General features: G+C 55.0%; 15 protein-coding genes. 9 read left to right on the top strand and 6 right to left on the bottom strand.

Features of this window, described 5'->3' with window-relative positions; all coding sequences use genetic code 11:
* Positions 1-170 precede the first annotated feature (170 nt).
* Positions 171-785, top strand: coding sequence for an OmpW family protein (locus LDN12_RS05150; protein ID WP_223921609.1), 615 nt, complete (start codon positions 171-173; stop codon positions 783-785).
* 96 nt (positions 786-881) lie between these two features.
* Here the strand turns inward: LDN12_RS05150 and LDN12_RS05145 are convergent, their stop codons facing one another.
* From LDN12_RS05145 to LDN12_RS05135, 3 genes are all read right to left on the bottom strand, one after another.
* Complete coding sequence (locus LDN12_RS05145) at positions 882-1,058, bottom strand: hypothetical protein (protein WP_223921608.1); 177 nt, start codon at positions 1,056-1,058, stop codon at positions 882-884.
* 78 nt (positions 1,059-1,136) lie between these two features.
* Positions 1,137-2,795 carry an AMP-binding protein gene (locus LDN12_RS05140; RefSeq protein WP_223921607.1) on the bottom strand — a complete coding sequence of 553 codons (1,659 nt, stop codon included), beginning with the start codon at positions 2,793-2,795 and terminating at the stop codon, positions 1,137-1,139.
* Between the two features lie 106 nt (positions 2,796-2,901).
* Positions 2,902-5,067, bottom strand: a complete 2,166-nt coding sequence (locus tag LDN12_RS05135) for a PAS domain S-box protein (RefSeq protein ID WP_223921606.1) — start codon at positions 5,065-5,067, stop codon at positions 2,902-2,904.
* Between the two features lie 320 nt (positions 5,068-5,387).
* Here LDN12_RS05135 and LDN12_RS05130 point away from each other — a divergent pair, with 320 nt between their 5' ends.
* The 5 genes from LDN12_RS05130 (at position 5,388) to LDN12_RS05110 (ending at position 10,648) form a co-directional block, all read left to right on the top strand.
* The gene (locus LDN12_RS05130) at positions 5,388-6,917 is read left to right on the top strand and encodes a glutamate synthase-related protein (protein ID WP_223921605.1); all 1,530 of its coding nucleotides are present in this window, start codon (positions 5,388-5,390) and stop codon (positions 6,915-6,917) included.
* Between the two features lie 3 nt (positions 6,918-6,920).
* A complete protein-coding gene (locus LDN12_RS05125; protein WP_223921604.1) occupies positions 6,921-7,370 on the top strand; it encodes a 4Fe-4S dicluster domain-containing protein in 450 nt (149 codons plus the stop codon).
* Positions 7,367-8,677, top strand: coding sequence for an NAD(P)/FAD-dependent oxidoreductase (locus LDN12_RS05120; protein WP_223921603.1), 1,311 nt, complete (start codon positions 7,367-7,369; stop codon positions 8,675-8,677). The genes LDN12_RS05125 and LDN12_RS05120 overlap by 4 nt, the downstream gene beginning before the upstream one ends.
* 77 nt (positions 8,678-8,754) lie before the next feature.
* A complete protein-coding gene (locus tag LDN12_RS05115; RefSeq protein ID WP_223921602.1) occupies positions 8,755-9,867 on the top strand; it encodes a glutamine amidotransferase family protein in 1,113 nt (370 codons plus the stop codon).
* 34 nt (positions 9,868-9,901) lie between these two features.
* Positions 9,902-10,648, top strand: coding sequence for a hypothetical protein (locus tag LDN12_RS05110; protein ID WP_223921601.1), 747 nt, complete (start codon positions 9,902-9,904; stop codon positions 10,646-10,648).
* A gap of 109 nt (positions 10,649-10,757) precedes the next feature.
* Here the strand turns inward: LDN12_RS05110 and bioA are convergent, their stop codons facing one another.
* From bioA to bioB, 3 genes are all read right to left on the bottom strand, one after another.
* Positions 10,758-12,119 (bottom strand): adenosylmethionine--8-amino-7-oxononanoate transaminase, encoded by a 1,362-nt coding sequence (bioA, locus tag LDN12_RS05105; RefSeq protein WP_223921600.1) that lies wholly within the window; start codon positions 12,117-12,119, stop codon positions 10,758-10,760.
* 106 nt (positions 12,120-12,225) lie between these two features.
* A complete protein-coding gene (bioD, locus tag LDN12_RS05100) occupies positions 12,226-12,942 on the bottom strand; it encodes a dethiobiotin synthase (RefSeq protein WP_223921599.1) in 717 nt (238 codons plus the stop codon).
* A gap of 160 nt (positions 12,943-13,102) precedes the next feature.
* Positions 13,103-14,095, bottom strand: a complete 993-nt coding sequence (gene bioB, locus LDN12_RS05095; protein ID WP_223921598.1) for a biotin synthase BioB — start codon at positions 14,093-14,095, stop codon at positions 13,103-13,105.
* A 639-nt stretch (positions 14,096-14,734) separates the two neighbouring features.
* Here bioB and LDN12_RS05090 point away from each other — a divergent pair.
* The 3 genes from LDN12_RS05090 to LDN12_RS05080 are packed head-to-tail and all read left to right on the top strand — an operon-like array spanning position 14,735 to position 16,159.
* A complete protein-coding gene (locus tag LDN12_RS05090) occupies positions 14,735-15,394 on the top strand; it encodes an FKBP-type peptidyl-prolyl cis-trans isomerase (protein ID WP_374045081.1) in 660 nt (219 codons plus the stop codon).
* Positions 15,395-15,409: 15 nt separating this feature from the next.
* Positions 15,410-15,790 (top strand): hypothetical protein, encoded by a 381-nt coding sequence (locus tag LDN12_RS05085; RefSeq protein WP_223921596.1) that lies wholly within the window; start codon positions 15,410-15,412, stop codon positions 15,788-15,790.
* 33 nt (positions 15,791-15,823) lie between these two features.
* Positions 15,824-16,159 carry an FKBP-type peptidyl-prolyl cis-trans isomerase N-terminal domain-containing protein gene (locus tag LDN12_RS05080; RefSeq protein ID WP_223921595.1) on the top strand — a complete coding sequence of 112 codons (336 nt, stop codon included), beginning with the start codon at positions 15,824-15,826 and terminating at the stop codon, positions 16,157-16,159.
* Positions 16,160-16,229: the final 70 nt, after the last annotated feature.

Below are 16,229 nucleotides of genomic sequence, written 5' to 3'. Positions count from 1 at the left end.
ATAAATTATTTTTTTTCAATACAAAAACTATTTTCTTGACTTGTGTCATTTTTTCAATGAAATTGTCACAAAAAGGGACTAAGCGAATCTTCTAAATCTTATTTCTGGTTTCCGATATCGGTATTGAGGTGCAAACCTCAAATAACCACACAAAGGGGAGGATCAGGCTAATGAGAAGAGCATTGCTTGGAGCGGCGGGGATTGCGGCATCGATAATGATGCTGGGGATGGCGACCATAGCCGGGGCGGCGGACGACTACCAGAAGTTCGGCGTACGTTTCAGGGCGATCTACGTCATGCCGGATGAGACGTTCGACAGCGAACTGAGCGCAGCAAAAGCCAAGGTGGGCGACGACATCATGCCTGAACTCGACCTGGAATACTTCTTCCTGAAGAATGTGTCCACGGAGCTGATAGCCGGCGTCACCAGGAACGACATCAAGATCAATGGCCAATTCCAAGGGTCCACATGGCTGCTTCCTCCCACCCTGACCGTAAAATACCACCCACTGGCCGGCGATCTGGTTAGCCCCTACATCGGCGTTGGTTTGAACGTCACCTTTCCCTTCAATTCCCGGCTGAACAACGATCAAAGTTTCAGCATCGACAACAGCGTCGGCTGGGCCGCCCAGGCTGGCGTCGACATCAAAATCAAGGACAACCTCTACTTCAACTTCGACTACAAGTACATCAACGCCGACACCAAGGTCAAGATCGCCGGCACCAAGTACGACCTCGACATCAATCCACACCTCTTCGGCATCGGCGTCGGCTACCGTTTCTAAGCGCTGGCCAAATCTGCTGACCATGGGAAAAGGCAGGGAACTTATGTCCCCTGCCTTTTCTCATTCCTGCCTATACTCACCGAATAGCGATTCAGCTCACGACCCGTTTTTTTCTTGTCCACTCTCAGGTTCCACCGCCCCCGCCTCCGCCCGGCGCTGGCGCTCCAGTTTTCGCCGGCGTTTGCCTCCCAGGAACAGCTCTTCGATAACAATGGCAATGAAGCAGATCACGAAAAGCAAAAAAACAACGGCGATAAGTTTTTGTAGAATCATGTTCCCTAACCTTGGTGTCCCGAAATCATATACTCATCAGAAGATGACAGGCCGCTCAGCACGCCCCCACTTCAAGAACTACGCCGTCTCGCTGGCATCCTCCAATTGCAACTCTTTAATGGCCATCTCCCGAAGTTTGAATTTCTGGATCTTGCCCGAGGCGGTCATGGGATAGCCGTCAACAAACTTAACATACTTGGGAATCTTGTAGTTGGCGATTTTGCCCTTGCAGAATTCCCGCACCTCAGCCTCGGTCATCTCCATCCCTTTTTTGAGGATAATGGCCGCCATGACCTGTTCGCCGTATTTGCGGTCCGGCACACCGTAGATCTGGACATCGGAAACCTTGGGATGGGTATAGAGGAACTCCTCGATCTCTCGAGGGTATATGTTCTCCCCACCCCTGATGATCATCTGTTTGATCCGGCCCGTGATCTTGCAGTAACCGTTCTCATCCATGATAGCCAGATCGCCGGTGTGCAGCCAGCCGTCGGAGTCGATCACCTTGGCGGTTTCCTCCGGCATTTTGTAGTAGCCTCTCATGACCATATACCCGCGCCCGCAAAGCTCTCCCTGCTTTCCGGGAGGCAGGGTGGCGCCGGTTTCGATGTCGATGATCTTGACTTCGGCACCCGGCAAAGCCCGGCCAACGGTAGCCACCCGCAGTTCGATCGGGTCGTCGGTGCGGGTCTGGGTAATGCCGGGGGAGGATTCGGTCTGGCCGTAGACGCTGGTGATCTCGGTCAGGTTCATATCCTTCACCGCACGCTTCATCACCTCGATAGGGCAAACCGAACCGGCCATAATGCCGGTTCGCAGGCTGCTCAGATCAAACTTTGAGAATTCCGGGTGTTCCAGTTCCGCGATGAACATGGTCGGCACGCCATGGAGCGCCGTGCACTTCTCCTGTTCAACGGTCTGCAGCACCTTGAGCGGGTCGAAGATTTCCACCGGCACCATGGTAGATCCATGGGTAACGCAGGCCATGACCCCCAGTACGCAGCCGAAACAATGGAAAAAGGGCACCGTGATGCAGAGACGGTCTTTTTCGGTAAATTTCATGCACTCGCCGATATTAAACCCATTGTTGACGAGATTGAAGTGGGTCAGCATGACCCCCTTGGGAAAACCTGTCGTACCGGAAGTATACTGCATATTGATCACTTCATGGCAGTCGAGCGTTGCTTCGACGGCATTCAGTTCCGCGTCGGATATCCGTTTCCCGGCCGCAACCATCGCCTCGAAAGTGAACATACCCGCAGGGGATTCATCGCCGATAAAGACGACATTCTTGAGATAGGGCAGCTTCGGACACGACAGCTTGCCCGGCTCCGTAACCGGAAGTTCCGGCGCGACATCGTACAGAGTCTGCACATAGTCCGTATCCTTGAAGGACTTGACCATGAAGAGTGTGGTGGAGTCGGACTGATTGAGGATATAGTCGAGTTCGGCCGATTTGTAGGCCGTATTGACTGTTACCAGCACAGCGCCGATCTTGGCCGTGGCGAATTGGAGCATGACCCACTCGGGAACGTTGTAGGCCCAGATGGCAACATTGTCCCCCTTTTTGACCCCCAAGGCGAGCAAACCCTTGGCTACCTGGCGGCATACCTCGTTAAATTCCCTATAGCTGTAACGCAGACCTCGTTGAGGATGGACCAGGGCGTCATTTTCAGGGAAACGCCGCGCCATATCATCAAGGAGCCCACCTACCGTCAGAGTGATTTGTTGTGACATCACCGCCTCCACATATATAAACTAAAATTTGCTCACGCAAAAAACATATGCAATTTAACATATTGATTTTAAAGAGTTGTTTTAATAACACAGCCGTGCATGTGCGTCAAGATGCAAAAGTGCAGGAATCCGTGGGATTTTCGGGTTGCAGGGTAAAGTAAAACGTGGCGCCTTTCTGCGGTTCGCCCTCGGCCCAGATCTTACCGCCGTGACGGTTGACGATGCGCTGTACTGTCGCGAGACCGATGCCGCTTCCCGCAAACTGGGAGGGGTCATGCAAGCGGGTAAACACCCGAAAAAGCCTGTCCGCATCCTTCATATCGAAACCGGCCCCCGTGTCGCTGATGTAGAAAACCGGGGCAGAACCATCATTCAAGACGCCGAACTCAATCCGGGGGGAAGTACTGTAGGCCGTGTACTTCCAGGCATTGTTGAACAGGTTGGTCAGCAGTATCCTCAATAGTCGCAAGTCACCTACTGCCGTCACATCTGGGGCGATGACCACCTCGGCCCGCCGTTGCGGTTCCATTGCCCCGCATTCGGCCGCAAGACTCGCTACAATACCACTGAGATCGACCTGTTGCGGCTGGAATTCACTCCGTGCGAGCTGGGCCAACCTGAGCATGGCGTCTATCATTTCATTCAACCAGCAACTGGATTCGTAGATCCGGGTTACGTACGACCGCACCTGAGGATCGAGCGTCGATTCATCCTCCAGTATCAGTTGGCTGTACCCGGAAATACGGGTAAGCGGGCCGCGCAAATCATGGGACACCGAATAATTGAAAGCTTCCAATTCACTGTTGGCTGCTTCCAGGCCGTTGGCCTGACGGGCAAGCTCGGTATTCAATTGGCGGATCTGTTCCATGTGCATATGATCGGTTTCTTCCGCCAGTTTTCGGGAAGTGATATCACGGTCGAACCCAAGTACGTAATTTTTGCCATTCAGCCTAACGGGACCGGCATGCACCTCGAGAGGAAAGCGTGCCCCATCTTTCCTGAAATGCCACGATTCGAAGGTTATCCACTGACCGTTAAAGATACGTCCCATCCAATCGGGCGCAGTTTCATTTGATTCCGGGGTATTAAGATCATTAATGCTCATACCACACAGTTCTTCAACGGTATAACCGTGCTGGTTGGCTGCTGCCTTGTTTGCCGCGATGATCCTGCCTGCCTCATTCCCTTCCGTGCCGATCAGCAGAATGCTGTCCGGCGCACGTTCAAACAGGATGCGATACTGTTCTTCACGTTCCCGCAAGGCGTCCTCAGCATGTTCCAGAGATTCCAGCATGCCATTGATGGTCAGAGCCAGATCGTCAAGTTCGTCGTTACGCTCCGTAACCCTCAGTCGGGAGGAGATGTCGCGGTCGTTGCTGATCTGTCTAACGATGGCACTGAGTTTCCCCAAACGTTTGAGGACCGTGCCCCGGACAAAAAACAACATAACACAGCAAAAGACGAAGCCAGCAATACACAGGGCGGCCAAGATATAGGTAATGCTCGCTTTTCCCTGCTGGTACAACAGACGTCTCTCGGTCAGCTTCACCAGGAAGAGCGGTTGCCCATTGATATCGTTCACAAGGGCATAACCGGCTATGAGTGAATCGTCAAGCGGGGCGGCATAAAATGGGCTTCCATTACTGAGTAGAGAAAGCGCCTCCCTGAAATCGGCAGGCAACGCCTTGTCCCGGACCTGTCGGAGATCAAGGGTAAATTCGCTTATGTCGGACAACTTAAAAACTTCTTCCCTGTCCATATTTCTGCCGACCAGCAGAATACCGCCGGAACAGGGCCTGGCGACTATCAGGTGCAAACGCGCGTCGCTACGGATTGCTCCGCTCAGATACCCCTTCTTGTTCTGGATGGCAAAAAGCGCTGTTTTTTCGAGACATTGTTCCAATACACCATCAAGATCGGCTGGGCTGCGAAAATGATAATCCGCCGACTTGGTCGAGAGTAGTTTGCCGGCGGCATTAAACAGGGCGACAAAATCCACTCGATGATTGACGAGCGAGTCGATATCCAGTGCGCCGACCTCGCCAGGGCCGCCACTCTGTACCAGAGTAACATAGTCCCTGGCGGAGGAATCCATGTCGCCAAGGGCTTCCCGCATCTCGTACTTGACCTTGGCGATGCTCTCGCTCAGCAGCTTGTTTTCGAGCTTGTTAAAACTGTTAAGCAGAATGAAGTCGGAGGTTATGGCCAGAATAAAGACCAGTCCGATAAAGGTACTAACAATGACGAGAATTGTCTTGCGGGAAATATTCATTGCAATCCATGTATATACCGATAGTCATGATACACATTTGTGTAACAAAACGACTCAAACACAGGAAGAGTAAAAACTTACCTTGGCAACAACGGAAAATCGTCGCACCACCGTCACAAGGATGCGGCCTACAAATCCCTCGCTATTTCAATGGGTAATAATACTCATGGTCTCCTCTCGGCCGCAACAGTTTTTTCAGGCACAATGGTTGCTTAAGCAAATAGTTTGCTATCAGCTCATGAACTCCCGGCATGCCGATGACAACAACCGCGCGGCTTGCCCGACGCGGTACCCCCGGTCGGCGCCGGAGGAGGTAGAACGTGCTTTATAAATCCGTCAATGAATCGTTCAATGAATTTATCATCGAACGCAGCGACCTCAAATGCATCCGTTGTAAGGTGTGCGTCCGTCAGTGCGCTTATGAGGTCCACAACTACGTGGAAGCCGATGACCGCCTGGCTGAAGATAATACCCTCTGTATCGGCTGCCGCCGCTGTTCGGCGCTTTGCCCCACCGGCGCCATTACCATCCGCCAGAATCAGGAGGCATTCAAAAAGAACGAATCCTGGTCCACATCCCATATCCGCAATCTTTATGCCCAGGCCGATACCGGCGGCATCCTGCTCGCGGCCATGGGCAATCCGGCCAAGTACCCGATCTACTGGGACCACCTGCTTCTGGACGCATCACAGGTGACCAACCCATCCATCGACCCGCTGCGCGAGCCGATGGAACTACGTACTTATCTTGGCAAGAAGCCGGACCATATCGAAGTCGTTCATAACAAGAAAACCGGAAAACCTGAGCTGAAAACAAAATTGACGCCGCAACTCACCCTGGAATACCCCTTTATCTTCTCTGCCATGAGCTACGGCGCCCTGAACCTGAATGCCCATCGCGCCATGGCCGCCGCTGCCCAGGAGTTGGGCACGATCTACAATACCGGAGAGGGGGGGCTACACAAGGACCTCTATAAGTACGGGAAAAACGTCATCGTCCAGGTTGCTTCGGGCCGTTTCGGCGTCAGCGAACAGTATCTGAATGCAGGGGTCGGCATTGAAATCAAGATAGGTCAGGGTGCCAAACCGGGGATCGGCGGCCACCTCCCGGGTGAAAAGGTCGATGACCAGATATCCGAGACCCGCATGATTCCCATGGGTTCCGACGCCATCTCGCCGGCGCCTCACCACGACATCTATTCCATCGAGGACCTGCGCCAGTTGATCTATGCCTTGAAAGAGGCCACTAACTACACCAAGCCGGTGTCGGTCAAGATCGCCGCGGTTCACCACATAGCCGCTATCGCCTCGGGCGTGGCCCGGGCCGGAGCCGATATCATCACCATCGACGGATTCCGCGGCGGCACGGGCGCCGCGCCCCAGGTCATCCGCGACAACGTCGGCATCCCCATGGAACTGGCCCTGGCGGCGGTTGACTCCCGGCTGCGTGACGAAGGCATCCGCAACCAGGTATCCATCGTGGTCGGCGGCGGCGTACGTAACTCCGGCGATGCCATCAAGGCCATTGCCCTGGGCGCCGATGCCATCAACCTGGGCACTTCGACCCTGCTGGCCCTGGGATGCACCCTCTGCCAGCGGTGCTATACCGGTAAGTGCCCATGGGGCATCACCACCAACAACCCCTACCTGGCCAAACGTCTCAACCCGGAGATCGGCGCTGAGAAGTTAGTCAACCTGATCCATGCCTGGGGCCACGAAATGAAAGAGATTCTGGGCGGTATGGGCCTGAATGCCCTGGAATCTCTACGCGGCAACCGTTACAAACTGCGCGCCGTCGGGTTGACTGAGAAAGACATGTACTTGCTCGGCGTCATGCCGGCCGGAGAATAGACCATGAAACGAATCTACACCATTGAAGACGCCTGTATCGGCTGCCACCTGTGCGAGGTGGGCTGTATCACCGAGCACTCGCTCTCGAAAGACCCGGTCAAAGCCTTTCTGCATGAGCCGGAGCGCCCCATTTCCCGCTGCACGGTGGAGGAGTTGCACGGCGGGATCATATCCCTTTCGACCACCTGTCGGCACTGCGACGAGCCGGACTGTCTGCGAGCCTGCATTTCCGGCGCCATACAGAAGAATGCCGAAGGGATTGTACGTATTGACACCGAACAATGCGTGGGATGCTGGTCATGCGTGATGGCCTGCCCCTACGGGGCCATCCAGCGCAACCTCAAAAAGAAGAAGGCCAACAAATGCGACCTCTGCCCGGACAGGCAGTCGCCGGCGTGCGTTGACGCCTGCCCCAACCGGGCACTCGTGTACAGGGAGGGGAGCCAGAAATGAACTACGTGATCGTCGGCAATTCCGTGGCCGCCGTGGGCGCCATCCGCGCCATCCGCGAGCGGGACCAGCAGGGCAATATCACCGTCATATCTCGGGAGAGGCATAACGTCTATGGTCGGCCTCTAATCTCCTACCTCCTGGGCGGCCTGATCAACGAGAAGCGTATGGCCTATCTGCCGAACGAATTCTACCTCCAGAACCGCATCAACCTGCTGCTGGAGTCCGAAGTAGTGGCGGTGGACACTGCGGCCAAAAAAATCAAACTGGCCGCCGGCGACGCCATCCCCTACGACAAGCTTCTGCTGGCCACCGGCGGCGACCCGTTCATCCCGCCCATTGAAGGAATGTCCGACAAGGATCGCATCTTCACTTTCACCACCTGGGAAGATGCCGCCAAACTGAAAGGTATCGCTCCTGACATCAGCCGGGCCGTGGTGATCGGCGGCGGCCTGATCGGCCTCAAAGCGGCCGAGGGCCTGAACCTGCTGGACAAGCCGGTGTCCGTCGTAGAACTGGCCGACCGCGTGCTTTCGTCGGCCTTTGACCGGCCGGCCGGCAAGATTGTCGCTCGCAAAATGAAAGCCAACGGCATCGACGTCATCACCGAAGACACCATCGTCCGCATCGAAGGGGACGGGGCCGATATCAGCGGCGTAACCCTCAAATCAGGGGACTTCATCCCCTGTGACACCGTTGTCGTGGCCATCGGCGTACGCCCGGCGGCGGCCTTTCTCAAGGGGAGCGACATCGAGGTCAACCGTGGCATCGTGGTGGATGCGACGATGCAGACCTCCAAAAAGGACGTCTACGCCGCCGGTGACGTGACCGAAGCGGCCGACTTTTTCAGCGGACAGAAAAATCCCATGCCAATCTGGCCCGACGCCTACATCCAGGGAGACATTGCCGGTGCCGCCATGGCCGGCGAAAAGAAGGAATACGTGGGCGGCCTGGCCATGAACTCCATCGAGTTTTTCAAGGTTTCCACCATCTCCATGGGGGTTACCAACCCCAAGGAACCGACCGAATACGAAATCCACACCTATCAGGACATCCAGAACTACCAGTATCGCAAGGTTGTATTGCAAAATAACCGCCTAGTGGGCGCGGTGCTGGTAGGAAACGTTGACCGTGCCGGCATCTTCTCTGGATTGATCCGGGAAAAGATCGATGTAACCCCCTTCCGGGAGAGCTTGCTCACGCCTGACTTCGGGTTCCTCAACCTCTCCAGGGATATCAGGGACAGGCTTTTTGCACCGCAGGGAAAAGTGACCGACAACGGCCACACCGAGCGGGCCGCGGGACACTGAACCTGCGGAGCGGCATTCCCGGCGAATGTTCCGGAGACCGGGCAAATACGGAATTTGCCCCAACATGAGGACAATCTATGAAACTACAACCGACCCACATCTTTCAGAAAGACATCTCCAACTGCGGACTGACCGGCTTCATCTCCAAAAAGGGGACACGGGTAGAAGGCGCAGTGATCATCAAATCCATCTCGCTCATGCATGACCGGGGCAACGGACTGGGGGGAGGTTTTGGCGCCTACGGGATCTACCCGGAGTTCAAGGACTTCTATGCCTTCCACCTCATGTACGAGAATGCCATGGCCCTGCAACTGACCGAGGAATATCTTGAGGCGAACTTCCACATTGAACAGCAGGAGGATATTCCGACCCGTCGCACCAAGGCCATCGCCAACCCGCCGGTTTTCAAGCGCTATTTCGCCACTCCACTGGAAACCGATGAATATCGGGAAGCGGTGGAATACCAGGGCTTGACCGACTCAGACATGATCGTCCGCCACGTCATGGCCATTAATCATGAGATAGACGGGGCCTTTGTGGTTTCCTCCGGCAAGAATATGGGTGCCTTCAAGGGGGTCGGTTTCCCCGAGGAGATCGCCGAGTTCTTCCGCCTTGAGGAATACAGCGGCCATATCTGGACCGCCCACAACCGTTTCCCTACCAACACCCCCGGCTGGTGGGGCGGCGCACACCCCTTCACCCTGTTGGACTGGTCCATCGTCCACAATGGGGAGATTTCCTCCTACGGCATCAACAAGCGTTATCTGGAGATGTACGGCTACCTGTGCACCATGCTGACCGATACCGAGGTTGTGGCCTATATGCTTGACCTGCTGATCCGCAAGCACGGACTGTCGCCCGAACTGGCCTGCACCGCCCTAGCGCCGCCCTTCTGGTCGCTGATTGATCAACTTCCCCAGAACGAGCGGGATCTTTACACCGCTATCCGCCAAGTCTACGGCAGTGCTCTGTTGAACGGGCCGTTCGCCATCCTGTTCGCCAGCAACAAGGGCCTGATCGGGCTGAACGACCGGGTCAAGCTGCGGCCACTGGTCTGCGCAGAAAAGGACGACTTCGTCTACATGGCTTCCGAGGAATCTGCCATCCGCGAGATATGCCCTGCTCCGTCCCGCATCTGGTCGCCGCGCGGTGGGGAGCCGGTCATCGCCATGGTGGAAGGAACCGCTTAAGCATCTATCACACTGAGAGTTTGTGGAGCTTTATATGAAAATAGACGCACAGGGTATCTACTACCGCGACCTTAACAACACCATACGTGAAGCGGTACAGGCCGGTACGGACAGGATCGAGTTGGACAACGTCAATGGCCAGTATTTCATCGGCGACGGGATCAATAAACCTGTGACCATTACCATCAACGGCGTCCCCGGCAATGACTTGGCAGCATTCATGAATGGCGCAACTATTATTGTGAATGAAAATGCCCAGGATAATATCGGCAACACCATGAACGCAGGCAAGGTCATCGTCCACGGCCATGCCGGCGACGTCTTAGGCTACGGTATGCGCGGCGGCAGGATTCACATCAGAAAAGACGTGGGCTACCGGGTCGGTATCCACATGAAGTCCTACAAGGAAAACAAGCCGGTCCTGATCGCCGGTGGTAAGGCGGGTGACTTCTTCGGCGAATACATGGCTGGCGGTGTGCTGATTCTCCTGGGCATGTTTACCGACGATCCGGCCAAGGACAAACACGGCTACCTGTTCGGTACCGGCATGCACGGGGGAGTGATCTACGTACGCGGGGGCGTGGATGAATCCCGCCTTGCCAAGGAGGTAGGTGTTTTCGAACTCAATGACAATGATCGTGCGGAGTTGGAAGGGCATGTCAAGGAATTCTGCCGGGATTTCAAGCTCGATGCGAAAGATGTACTGAAAGAACACTTCGTCAAGGTGCTGCCCCGCAGCAAGCGGCCATACGGCAATATGTACTGCCCGATGCCCAAGTAATTCACATCACACACAGATGCACTTCATAGAAAAACCCCGCCTGGCATCACACCGGCGGGGTTTTTCTATTCTATTGTCATTAGTTGAGGGAAAGGCCGTCAGGCCGCAATCAGTCGCCGGTAATCGTTCGTATGGACCGATCCAGCCCATCCATGAGGAAATCAAGCTCGTCCGGGCTGACGACAAGGGGAGGGAAAACCACCACCGTATTCCCCAACGGACGTGAAAAGATGCCATGTCTACGAGCCTCTTGGCAGACCCTGACGCCGATCTTCTGCTCCCACGGATACGCACGGCGACTCTCCCTGTCGTCCACCAGTTCGATCCCCGCCGCCATGCCGCACTGACGTACGTTGCCCACATGCGGGAGTGCCATCATACTCTCCAGGCGCCCCCCCAACAGGGCAATCTTTGGCTGCAGATTTTCCAGAAGATGGTCGCTCTCGAACAACTCCAGGCTTCTCAAGGCAACGGCACACGCCAGAGGGTTGCCGGTGAAGGTATGGCCATGAAAAAAGGTCTTGAGTTCTGCGTACTCCCCAAGAAAGGCCCCATAGACCCGCTCGTTCGTCAAGGTTGCGGCTATGGGCAGATAACCTGCGGCAATCCCCTTGGAGACAGCCATGATGTCCGGGACCACATCCTCGTTTTCGCAGGCAAACATCCGGCCGGTGCGCCCGAAACCGGTAGCCACCTCGTCGGTAACCATCAACAGGTCGTAATAGTCGCACAACTCCCTGACCCGTTTCAAAAAACCGTGCGGCTGCACGATCATCCCCCCCGCCCCCTGAATAAGCGGTTCGATCACCAGGCCTGCACAGGTGGCGGCATGCTCCGCCATCAAGGCTTCCAGGACATCGAGACATTTCATGCCGCATGCAGCCTGGTCGGAACAGCCCAGTTCGCAACGGTAACAATAAGGAGCCGGCGCCTGTACAGTCTCGAACATCAAAGGGCGGAAGGTGGTGTGATAGATGTCAATGCCACCTACGCTGACAGCCCCCAACGTGTCACCGTGATAGCCGTTTTTGAAGGTGATGAAACGGCTGCGCTCCGGCCGGCCCAGGTGCACCTGGAACTGGTACGCCATCTTGACCGCCACCTCCATGGCCGTGGAGCCGTTATCTGAGTAAAACACCCGATCAAGCCCGGACGGTGCAATCTCCGCCAACTTGTGAGCCAGTATCACGCTTTGCTCACTGGCAAGCCCCAAAAGCGTTGAATGTTCCAGACGGTCTACCTGGAGCTTCAGTGCCTCGTTCAATTCCTTGCGGCAATGGCCATGTACATTGGTCCACATGGCAGCCACACCGTCCAGATAACGTTTACCGTCGCTGTCGATCAGCCAGCATCCCTCGCCGCGAGTAATGACAATCGGCTCCTCGCGCTCCCAATCCTGCATCTGTGTAAACGGGTGCCACACATGGCGTTTGTCCCACGCCCTCAGTTGCTCGCTTGTATAGGTGTTCATGCCGCTTTGTCCCTTCTATATGCACACTGCCGTGTTCAAACGACGTGCAATGGATCTCTTGGTCGGCGATATACTCCGTGGCTTGCAGCGCCTTCTCATCACCGGCTCATACCCCCAATTCCCTCAGCACAACGGCCGTTTCCGGCTGACGATCCAACCAACGGGCTAACTGCTCCACTGCCGCCATCTGGTCGGGAGCGTCCTCATGGGGCCAGACGCCGAGCACCGGTGCCCCGCACAGGGAGCCGATGTAATGGGGCGCGCTTTGTTCAGCCAAGTCCGGCTCATTAGGGAAGCTATTGATGATGACCCCGGATACGGGAATCCCCATCTGCTGGGCGGCAAAGCAGGTCAGCACGGTATGGTTGATAGTGCCCAGGTTCGGGCGCGCCACCACCAGCAACGGCAGATCGAGCTCCCGAGCCAGATCGGCCATGAGAAACCCGCCGACCACCGGCACCATCAGCCCACCCGCCCCCTCAACGAGCACAAAGTCGTACGCCTCTGCCAGCCGGTCGAATGACTCCCGGATCCGGGCGAACTCGATCCTGACGCCGTCGATCTTGGCCGCCTCGGCAGGGGCCAGCGGCTCCCGGAGCAGGTAAGGGGTGACATCTCCGCTGCACGGAATGCCGGCGGCCCGGCTCGCGAGGAGCGCGTCGTCGGAGACCAACTCCCCGTCCACCTCGCTGCAGCCGCTGGTCACCGGCTTCATGACGCCGACGCTGATGCCCCTCATCCGCAGGAGCCTTGCCAGGACAGCGGTTACAACAGTTTTGCCCACGCCAGTGTCGGTGCCGGTTATAAATATGCCTTTACCCATTGCAATCCTCTAAAATGGTTGTTGATAAACCCAGGTCGTTCAAAAATAGCCAGATCATCGCACCCGCAGAAGGTCCTGAGGAGGCGTAGCAGCGCTACGCCGCACGAAAGGACCTTCGAGGACGGCGGCGAGATGGCTGTTTTTCAACGACCTGCTTGCATCAGGAGCACCCGCAGGGGGCTATTGTCAGGCCGAGGTCAGCCACCATCTGGCGGTCAAAGACGGGGTTGCGTCCGGTCTTTGTCAAATAATTGCCGGTCATCATCCCGCTGGCGCCGGCCATGAAAATCCAGGACTGCAACTCACGCAGGTTTTTCTCACGACCACCACAGACTGTTATCTTCCGGTCAGGCAGGAGAAAACGGTATACGGCGATGGTCCTGAGGCACTCCAGCGGCGTCAGAAAATCTGCGTGCTCAAGACGGGTCCCTTCAACCGGGTCGAGGAAATTGATCGGAATTGAATCCGCCCCCAGTTCACGTAACGTCAGAGCCATCTCGATACGCTGGGCAAAACTCTCACCGAGACCGAAAATTCCGCCGCAGCAAACCTTCAGGCCGGCACGTTTGACGGCCTGGATCGTTTCTACATCCTGATCGTAATCGTGGGTGCTGCAAATGTTCGGAAAAAAACTGCGCGCAGTTTCCAGGTTATGATGGTAGGTGACCATGCCCGCATCCCTGAGGAGGCAGGCAGTTTCATAATCGATAATACCCAGTGAGCATGAAGGCGCGATACCAGCCTCCTCGCGAATACGTTTCAGGGTACGACAGATTCGGTCCAACTCGTCCCTATTTCCGATCCCCGTTCCGCTGGTGATGATGCCGTAACAGGAGGCACCGTGCTGCTCGGCACTTTTTGCGCAACTCACCATCTGCTCCTCATCAATAAGCGGATAAGCCGCCGCCTGGGTCGAATGGTGCGCGGACTGGGCGCAAAATGCGCAATCCTCGGGACAGGTGCCTGATTTGGCGTTGATGATCGAGCAGAGCGTCACCGCCTTGCCGACAAAATGTTCGCGGATGCGGCCCGCTTCGGCCAGCAGTTCGTAGAACTCCGCCCCTTCAACATCCCCAAGGCGCAAGGCGTCATCATAATCAACCGAGTGACCAGCCATTACAAAGTCAGCTAATTTTCGTATAGTCTCTTTCATTACCCCTCCACCTTTTCTGCAATATCACGACGTCTTCGCATTGTCAACCGTAACAACGACACAGGTTTACCACCCGTTCCTGCAAACAGCAACATATATTGCATATGCAACATTGTTTTCATATCTCAAACAGCCATTATCTGGGCGTTTCCTTGTCATGCATCTTTAAACATGCTGCAACTATAGTTGCATAGAGGGCTCGTGCCATCAAAGAACCACAGCTAAAAAAACTTTTAAATTAAGGCAGTTATAGCATATCACTGATTCGGTATACATAGTGCAACAACAATGAATTAATTAGTAACAATCTTCCAGATGGATAAATAGACACATCGTGGTAACGTTTACAAATATCAATGGCGTGATATTCTTTCACATCATCCACAATTATTTAATATTATTATAATTAACGATTTATTATTGACCTGCACGGTAAAGATACATAGGATAATTGTACTGTTTTGCAGAATGTTGCATGTACTATCTGGAAAATTGTCACCCTCGAAAACGGCCGATTCAAGACAAGGCGCTTAGATTCAGGACAATGTCGTTTGTCATAAAAAATGGTAACAAATTGCCTGCCCCACACTAATTAACCTACGTTGCAACTACGGGAGAAGGAAATAAATGAACATGAAGATGCATATAGCGGCTGGTTTGGTTCTCCTTTTTACCAGCGCGGCATGTGCCGGTGACATACCAAAAACCGAGGAGCAGAAGACGCTTTATGCTCTCGGCCTGATGGTATCCCGCTCGCTTTCCGTTTTTAACCTCACCCCGACGGAACTCGAAGTGGTTAAACAAGGACTCACCGACGCCGTAAGCGGCAAGACCCCGAAAGTCGATCTCGGTGTCTACAACGCCAAAGTGCAGGAGTTGGCTCGGACACGCCGTAAGCTCCAAGGAGAAAACCAGGTGGCGGCAAACAGGGATTTTCTCGACAAGGCGGCCAAGGAACAGGGTGCGGTCAAAAGCGATTCAGGTTTGGTGTACCTCTCACTGAAAGAGGGAACCGGTATCACTCCGGGCCCGACCGATACGGTTAAGGTCAACTATCGTGGGACTCTGCCTGATGGTAAAGAATTCGACAGCTCGTACAAACGCGGCAAGCCAACCGAACTCCGCCTGGACGGTGTCATCAAGTGCTGGACCGAGGGGTTGCAGAAGATGAAGGTTGGCGGTAAAGCAAAGTTCGTATGCCCCGCAGCCATCGCCTATGGTGATGCCGGAGCGGGTGACCTGATCCTGCCGGGAGCTACCCTGGTTTTCGAGGTGGAACTGCTCGATGTGAAAAAGTAGGTTACGGGCGCAAGCATGATGCGAACACATTTGATATTGACCATTGCTTTGACGCTGCTGACATGCTCGGCGCTCCACGCCTCCGATAAGTGTGTGGTCATCGAGTATCCTGATCACGTAGAGGCTGGCTGTACGGGAAATTCTGTAACTGCCCCGGTATCGCCGGATGCTTCTGCAACTCGCGTTGCGGCTCCAACAGTCGAAACTGCTCCGCAAGAATCGACCGTCGCCATCTCTGCCGCGCCTGCTGCCCGGAACGAATTCATGGGGCCGGACTCCCAGAGCCCCCCCTTGCCACAGGCGCCCGGTAGCCACCAGCAGCGTCGCCTGGCGGTAGACACGATGGAGAACGCTAAGGCGGCGCGTCTCCTGAAGATTATGAACAGTAGGCAATGACGAAGCTATTTAATATAGAGAAAGTGAGTCCCCATGCAGCGTGTAACGTTCATACCCCTGTATCTGCTGGCCCTGACGGGAATATGTCTTATTGCTACCCCGTCCCGTGGGGAAGACAAACAACCCTTTAAGTCCTCCAACGATAAAATCCAGTACGCTATAGGGGTTGAGGTTGCCAGAAATTTCAAAAACCAGGGAATGATATTGGACCTGGATATGGTTATTAAAGGCATGCGGGATGGATTGTCCGGCGGGCAGCTTCTTGTTTCCGAAAAAGAACTGCGTGGCATCCTGATCTCTGTTCAGAGCGACATACGGCGAAAACAGTCGCTGTCAAAAAGGGAGGCTGCCGGTGACAAAAGACCATAGAGGCACGACCTACGGTCGAGACTATTCAATATTCGAGAAAACGTGTAGCGAATGACTTTTCACCAGGCAA

The sequence above is a fragment of the Geobacter sp. AOG2 genome (assembly GCF_019972295.1).
Lineage (GTDB): Bacteria > Desulfobacterota > Desulfuromonadia > Geobacterales > Pseudopelobacteraceae > Oryzomonas.
Note: the sequence above shows the minus strand (reverse complement) of the source record. Positions and strands in the feature narration are given on the sequence as shown.

Bases quoted from the DNA above. Each gene is read 5' to 3' on its own strand.
- bioA (WP_223921600.1), bottom strand. From the start codon at position 12,119: ATGAACACCTATACAAGCGAGCAACTGAGGGCGTGGGACAAACGCCAT.
- LDN12_RS05145 (WP_223921608.1), bottom strand. From the start codon at position 1,058: ATGATTCTACAAAAACTTATCGCCGTTGTTTTTTTGCTTTTCGTGATC.
- LDN12_RS05110 (WP_223921601.1), top strand. From the start codon at position 9,902: ATGAAAATAGACGCACAGGGTATCTACTACCGCGACCTTAACAACACC.
- LDN12_RS05085 (WP_223921596.1), top strand. From the start codon at position 15,410: ATGATGCGAACACATTTGATATTGACCATTGCTTTGACGCTGCTGACA.
- LDN12_RS05080 (WP_223921595.1), top strand. From the start codon at position 15,824: ATGCAGCGTGTAACGTTCATACCCCTGTATCTGCTGGCCCTGACGGGA.
- LDN12_RS05135 (WP_223921606.1), bottom strand. From the start codon at position 5,067: ATGAATATTTCCCGCAAGACAATTCTCGTCATTGTTAGTACCTTTATC.
- LDN12_RS05150 (WP_223921609.1), top strand. From the start codon at position 171: ATGAGAAGAGCATTGCTTGGAGCGGCGGGGATTGCGGCATCGATAATG.
- LDN12_RS05090 (WP_374045081.1), top strand. From the start codon at position 14,735: ATGCATATAGCGGCTGGTTTGGTTCTCCTTTTTACCAGCGCGGCATGT.
- LDN12_RS05140 (WP_223921607.1), bottom strand. From the start codon at position 2,795: ATGTCACAACAAATCACTCTGACGGTAGGTGGGCTCCTTGATGATATG.
- LDN12_RS05125 (WP_223921604.1), top strand. From the start codon at position 6,921: ATGAAACGAATCTACACCATTGAAGACGCCTGTATCGGCTGCCACCTG.
- bioB (WP_223921598.1), bottom strand. From the start codon at position 14,095: ATGAAAGAGACTATACGAAAATTAGCTGACTTTGTAATGGCTGGTCAC.
- LDN12_RS05120 (WP_223921603.1), top strand. From the start codon at position 7,367: ATGAACTACGTGATCGTCGGCAATTCCGTGGCCGCCGTGGGCGCCATC.
- LDN12_RS05115 (WP_223921602.1), top strand. From the start codon at position 8,755: ATGAAACTACAACCGACCCACATCTTTCAGAAAGACATCTCCAACTGC.
- bioD (WP_223921599.1), bottom strand. From the start codon at position 12,942: ATGGGTAAAGGCATATTTATAACCGGCACCGACACTGGCGTGGGCAAA.